This is a genomic window from Nocardioides sp. (genome assembly GCF_036401255.1).
GTDB lineage: Bacteria > Actinomycetota > Actinomycetes > Propionibacteriales > Nocardioidaceae > Nocardioides.
Genome location: NZ_DASWVI010000410.1, coordinates 1 through 5860, shown reverse-complemented (window position 1 = coordinate 5860; position 5860 = coordinate 1). Strand labels below are relative to the sequence as shown.

Below are 5860 nucleotides of genomic sequence, written 5' to 3'. Positions count from 1 at the left end.
CGAGGAACCGTCGGACGCAGCCTGCTCGGCCGCGGGCTCGGACTGCGCGGGGGCGTCGCCCTTCTCGGACTCGGGGGTCTCGTCGCCGGGCGGGAGCTGACCGGTCTCCTCGGCGACCTGCTCCTCCTGCTCGGCCTTCTTCTCCGACTCCTGCTCGTCCTGCGGCTGGGCGGACTGCTCGGGCTGGGCGGGCTGCTCGGGCTGCTCGGGCTGGGCGGGCTGCTCGGGCTGGGCGGGCTGCTCGGCCTGGCCGCCCGAGTCGCCGGCGGACTCGCCCGCGTCGCCGATGACCGCGAGCACCGCGCCGACCTCGACCGTGTCGTCCTCGTTCGCCTTGATCTCGAGCAGGGTGCCGGCGACCGGGGAGGGGATCTCGGTGTCGACCTTGTCGGTGGAGACCTCCAGCAGCGGCTCGTCCACGGCCACGGTGTCGCCGACCTGCTTCAGCCAGCGGGTGACGGTGCCTTCGGTGACGGACTCTCCGAGTGCCGGCAGGTTGACTTCGGTGGCCATGGACTTCCTTCTCTTCGGGTGCTGGTGGATCGGGTTCGTGGATCAGGAATGGGCGTGGAGCGGTTTGCCGGCCAGCGCCAGGTGCGCCTCGCCGAGGGCTTCGTTCTGCGTGGGGTGCGCGTGGACGAGCGGCGCCACGTCCTCGGGGTACCCCTCCCAGTTGTAGATCATCTGCGCCTCGCCGATGAGCTCGCCCACCCGGTCGCCGACCATGTGGACACCGACGACGGGCCCGTCCTTGCGGCGCACCAGCTTCACGAAGCCCTGCGTCTTGAGGATCTGGCTCTTGCCGTTGCCGCCCAGGTCGTAGGTGAGGGTCTCGATGCCGTCGGCGCCGTACGCCGCGGCCGCGCGCGCCTCGTCGAGGCCGACGGAGGCGACCTCGGGGTGGGAGTAGGTGACCCGCGGGATGCCGGCCTCGTCGATCGGGGTCGGGTCGAGCCCGGCGATGTCCTCGGCGACGAAGATGCCCTGCTGGAAGCCCCGGTGCGCGAGCTGCAGGCCGGGCACGATGTCGCCGACGGCGTACACGCCGTCGACGTTGGTGCGGCACCGCTCGTCGGTCAGCACGAAGCCCCGGTCCATCGTGATGCCCTGCTCGTCGTAGCCGAGACCGTCGGTGACCGGGCCGCGGCCGACGGCGACCAGCAGCAGCTCGGCCTCCAGGACCTCGCCTCCCTCGACCGTCACGGCCACCCCGGTGTCGGTGGTCTTCACGCTCTGGAAGGGCGTGCCGGTGCGGAACCCGATCTTGCGCTTGCGGAACGCTCGCTCGAGCGCCTTGGAGGACGCCTCGTCCTCGGCCGCCACGAGCCGGGGGAGCGCCTCGACGATCGTGACCTCCGCGCCGAAGCTGCGCCAGACGCTGGCGAACTCGCAGCCGATGACGCCGCCACCCAGCACGATCACGGAGCCGGGCACGCGGTCGAGCCGTAGCGCGTGGTCGGAGGTGATCACGCGCTCGCCGTCGATCTCCAGGCCCGGCAGCGTCCGGGCGTAGGACCCGGTCGCGAGCACGACGTGCCGCCCGGTCAAGGTGCGCTCGCCGACGGTGACGGCGCGCGGGCCGGTGAGCCGGCCGGCGCCCTCGACCACCGTGATGCCGCGGCCCTTGATCAGCCCGGTGAGCCCCTTGAACAGCCGCGAGACCACGCCGTCCTTGTAGGCGTTGACGCCCGCCATGTCGATGCCCTCGAGGCTGGCGCGGACGCCGAACGTCTCGGCCTCGCGGGCCTGGTCGGCGACCTCGGCGGCGTGCAGCAGCGCCTTGGTCGGGATGCAGCCGATGTGGAGGCAGGTGCCGCCGATGTCGGCTTTCTCGACCAGGCCCACGCTCAGACCGAGCTGGGCGGCGCGCAGGGCGCAGGCGTAACCGCCGGAGCCCGCACCGAGGATGAGTACGTCGAAGTCGGCGTCGGCCACGGGCCCATCCTTGCACTTCGGGGCAACGTGTCCACACCGGCCCGGGCCTACCGGTGGGTCACCTCCCGGCGATCCGCCCGAGCCGCGACCCGGTTGTTGGCACACTGGTCGCCATGTCATGGATGGACCGGTTCCGGCGAGGCTCGGGCCCGAAGATGCGGCGTCCCGCGCGCGACGCCTACCGCACCGGATCGACCCGGGTGCGCGCCTCGGACTCGATGGACCTCGAGCACCTGCACACCTGGGTCACCGAGCGCCGCGGTGTCGAGGGCTTCGTCGAGCCGCGCACCGCCGTCAGCGACGTCACCTTGCTGCTGGTCGCCCACGACGGCGAGTGGACGCGACGGCGGGTGCCGTCGGTCGGGTGGGCGCACGAGTTCTGCAACCGCCAGCAGATCCCCTCCTACGACGCGGCCGTCGTGGGGATCCCGCAGCGGATGCGCGACTACAACCGCCGCAAGAAGCTCGAGGGCGGGCTCTGACGGGGTCTCGAGGCTCGCAGCTCGACCACCGTCAGGCCGACAGCGCCCTCGCGTAGTCGACGAGCGTCGCGACCGCCACGCCCGTGCCGCCGGCGGTGACGTGACCCCAGGCGCCGCCGGAGTTGAACGCCGGTCCGGCGATGTCGAGGTGGGCCCACGGCAGCCCGGCGGTGAACTCGCGCAGGAACGCCGCCGCGAACAGCCCCCCGCCCCAGCGGATCCAGTCGTGCTGGGAGAGGTCGGCGATCCTGCTGCTCGTGATGCGCTCGCGCATCGCCTCGGGGATCGGCATCGGCCACATCTCCTCGCCGGCCGTCGCCGCGGCGGCGAGCACGTCGTCGACGACCTCGGGTGCGCCCATCACGCCGCCCACGCGGTCGCCGAGCGCGACGACCATGTGGCCGGTGAGCGTGGCGACGTCGACGATGACGTCGGGCTCCGCCTCGGTGGCGCGCACCAACGCGTCGCCCAGGATCAGCCGGCCCTCGGCGTCGGTGTTGAGCACCTCGACCGTGGTCCCGCCGTACATCGTGAGCACGTCGCCGGGCCGGGCTGCGGAGCCGTTGATCATGTTCTCGGCCATCGGCACGTACGTCGACACCCGCAGCGGCAGCCCCAACCGGGCGATCGCGAACGTCGCCTGCACCACGGCGGCGGCGCCGGCCATGTCGGACTTCATCTCGTTCATGCTCTGGGCGGGCTTGATCGTCAGCCCGCCGGAGTCGAACGTGATGCCCTTGCCGACCAGGGCCAGGTGGCGGTCGGCACCCTTCGGGGCATAGCTGAGCTCGACCAGCCGCGGCGGCGCCGCGGACCCGGCGCCGACGCCGAGGATGCCGCCGCAACCCAGCTCGGCGAGCTCGGCCTCGTCGAGCACCCGGACCGAGACCTTCGGAGCCCCGCGCCCCTTGGTGAGGTCCTTGGTCGCTGCCACGACCGTGTCGGCGAACGCCGGCGGCGTGAGGTCGCCCGGCGGCGTGTTCACCCAGTCGCGGGTGGCGGCGACCGCCGCGGAGACGACGCGCGCCTCCTCGAAGGCGGCGATCACCTCCTTCTTGCGCGCCGCGGCGCTGAGCACGATCACGTCGGCGGCCGACTTCGGCTCCGCCGGCGGCTTCTTGTACGTCGTGAACGTGTAGCCGCCCAGCTCGTAGCCCTCGGTCACGGCCCGGACCAGCTCCGGGGTCCCCGCCGGCAGCGCCACCGCCACCGACGCGGCGTTGCTGACCGCGCGGGCCGCGACGCCCGCCGCCCGGCGTACGGCGACGGGGCCCGCCTCCGACCCGAGCCCGACCAGCACGAGCAGGGGAGAGGAGATCGCGCCGCTGGTGGGCACCTTGGCGACGTCGCCGGCCTTGCCGGTGACGCCGAGCGTCGAGAGCAGTGGGCGCAGCTTGCGGCCGTAGGCCAGCGCGACGTCCTCGCCCCCGTCGGCCAGCGTGGGCCCCTTCGGGCCCTGCACCACCCCGACGACGACGACGTCGCACCGGGTCTTGGCGGGGCTGGCATTGCGCAGGGTGTACGACGTCACCGGGGCAGGATAGTCCGGGCCCGCTGCGGTAGGTTCGCGACCATGGTGGACCTCCACGATCAGGAGCTGCGCTCGCCACTGCACGCGCGGCACGAGTCCCTCGGGGCCAAGTTCGCCGCCTTCGGCGGCTGGTCGATGCCCCTGGAATACCCCTCCGGTGTCGTCAAGGAGCACACGGCCGTCCGCGAGTCGGTCGGCATCTTCGACGTCAGCCACCTCGGCAAGGCCCTGGTCGAGGGTCCGGGCGCCGCGGCGTTCGTCAACAGCACGCTGTCCAACGACCTCGACCGGATCGGGCCCGGACAGGCGCAGTACACGCTGTGCTGCGACGACGCGACCGGCGGCATCGTCGACGACCTGATCGCCTACCGCTACAGCGACGACCGCGTGCTGCTGGTGCCCAACGCCGCCAACACCGCCGAGGTCGTACGCCGGCTCGCCGCGGCCGCGCCCGACGGGGTCACGGTGACCGACCGCCACCGGGACTTCGTCGTGCTCGCCGTCCAGGGCACCCGGTCCGACGAGGTGCTCGACGCGGTCGGCCTGCCGACCGGCCACGACTACATGGCGTTCGCGCAGGCGACGTTCGCCGACGAGTCCGTCGTGGTGTGCCGCACCGGCTACACCGGCGAGCGCGGCTACGAGCTGATCGCGCCCAACGCGGTCGCAGAGCCGCTTTGGGACGCGCTGCTCGCCGCCGGCGAGCCCTTCGGGATGCTGCCGTGCGGGCTCGGTGCCCGCGACACGCTGCGCACGGAGATGGGCTATCCGCTGCACGGCCAGGACATCTCCTTGGACGTCACGCCCAACGAGGCGCGCCTGGGCTGGGCCGTCGGCTGGCGCAAGGACGCGTTCTGGGGCCGCGACGTGCTGACCGCGGAGAAGGCCGAGGGGCCCAAGCGGCTGCTGCGGGGGCTGGTCGCGACCGGCCGCGGCATCCCGCGACCGCACATGAGCGTCAGCCTCACCCCCGACGTGCTGCTCGGCGAGATCACGTCGGGCACGTTCTCGCCGACGCTGCGCAAGGGCATCGGGCTCGCACTGGTCGCGGCGTTCGTCGACCCCGACGCCGAGGTCGGCGTGGACATCCGGGGCCGCCGGGAGGTCTTCCAGCTCACCAAGCCGCCGTTCCTCGACCCGTCCGTGCGGGAGTCGTGAGATGAACCTGCCCGACCAGCCGCCGACGTTCCGGCCGCCCTCGCCCGCCGAACGGCCCTGGTGGTGGCGCCTGGAGGACGCAGCCGGCAACGAGGTCAGCGTGGGCCCGGACCTGGCCGACGAGCGGTTCGCCAACCAGGCGGACGCCGAGTCCTGGGTGGGTGAGGCCTGGCCGGACCTCGCCGCCGAGGGCGTCGACGCGGTCACGCTGTTCGAGCACGACCGCCGGGTCTACGGCCCGATGTCCCTGCACGCCTAGCCGACTGAAGGACGCGCAGCCGGTCCTTTCTGCTCTGGTCGGCCGCCCCGTCGAGGGGTTGGATGGGCGCATGCGCAACGACGCCGACTTCGCGGCGTACCTGGCGGCGCGGTGGCCGTTCGTGGTGCGCACGCTGGTGCTCGTCGGCTGTCCGCAGGGGGACGCCGAGGACCTCGCGCGCCTCGCGCTCGCCCGCTGCTACGAGGCGTGGGACGAGGTGCTCGAGGCCGACGACGTCGACGTGGTGGTCTACCGCGAGGTGCTGGACCGGTGGCATCGCGCGCAGCGGCGGCGCCGTCCCGACGCAGCGCAGGCGCCCGAGCCGCCCGAGTCGCCGGAGTCGCCCGGGGTGATCGCGTCGGTCGACTCGCCGCCGGCCGTGCTGCTGCGCCGGGCGCTCGTGGCCGAGCTGGCCGGCCTGGCGGCGACCGACCGGGAGACCCTGGTGCTGCGCTTCGGGGCCGACCTCGCGGAGGTCCAGGTGTCCGACGTCCT

At 73.2% G+C, this 5860-nt stretch carries 7 protein-coding genes; 4 read left to right on the top strand and 3 right to left on the bottom strand.

Annotated features, from left to right (window positions below):
- Together VGD85_RS19060 and lpdA are read right to left on the bottom strand one after the other, a co-directional pair.
- Positions 1 to 513, bottom strand: a 513-nt coding sequence (locus tag VGD85_RS19060) for a biotin/lipoyl-containing protein (protein ID WP_331065006.1), incomplete at its 3' end; no start/stop codon positions are given.
- A 42-nt stretch (positions 514 to 555) separates the two neighbouring features.
- On the bottom strand, positions 556 to 1935 hold the full coding sequence (lpdA, locus tag VGD85_RS19055; protein WP_331065005.1) for a dihydrolipoyl dehydrogenase: 1380 nt from the start codon (positions 1933 to 1935) through the stop codon (positions 556 to 558).
- Positions 1936 to 2048: 113 nt separating this feature from the next.
- Here lpdA and VGD85_RS19050 point away from each other — a divergent pair, with 113 nt between their 5' ends.
- Positions 2049 to 2417 carry a hypothetical protein gene (locus VGD85_RS19050; protein ID WP_331065004.1) on the top strand — a complete coding sequence of 123 codons (369 nt, stop codon included), beginning with the start codon at positions 2049 to 2051 and terminating at the stop codon, positions 2415 to 2417.
- A gap of 31 nt (positions 2418 to 2448) precedes the next feature.
- Here VGD85_RS19050 and VGD85_RS19045 read toward each other — a convergent pair whose 3' ends face one another.
- Positions 2449 to 3948: a leucyl aminopeptidase gene (locus tag VGD85_RS19045; protein ID WP_331065003.1), complete on the bottom strand. Its 1500-nt coding sequence runs from the start codon at positions 3946 to 3948 to the stop codon at positions 2449 to 2451.
- Between the two features lie 42 nt (positions 3949 to 3990).
- Here VGD85_RS19045 and gcvT point away from each other — a divergent pair, with 42 nt between their 5' ends.
- The 3 genes from gcvT to VGD85_RS19030 form a co-directional block, all read left to right on the top strand.
- Positions 3991 to 5106: a glycine cleavage system aminomethyltransferase GcvT gene (gcvT, locus tag VGD85_RS19040; RefSeq protein WP_331065002.1), complete on the top strand. Its 1116-nt coding sequence runs from the start codon at positions 3991 to 3993 to the stop codon at positions 5104 to 5106.
- A gap of 1 nt (position 5107) precedes the next feature.
- Complete coding sequence (locus VGD85_RS19035) at positions 5108 to 5365, top strand: hypothetical protein (protein WP_331065001.1); 258 nt, start codon at positions 5108 to 5110, stop codon at positions 5363 to 5365.
- Positions 5366 to 5435: 70 nt separating this feature from the next.
- A partial coding sequence (locus VGD85_RS19030) for a hypothetical protein (protein WP_331065000.1) occupies positions 5436 to 5860 on the top strand: 425 nt, incomplete at its 3' end.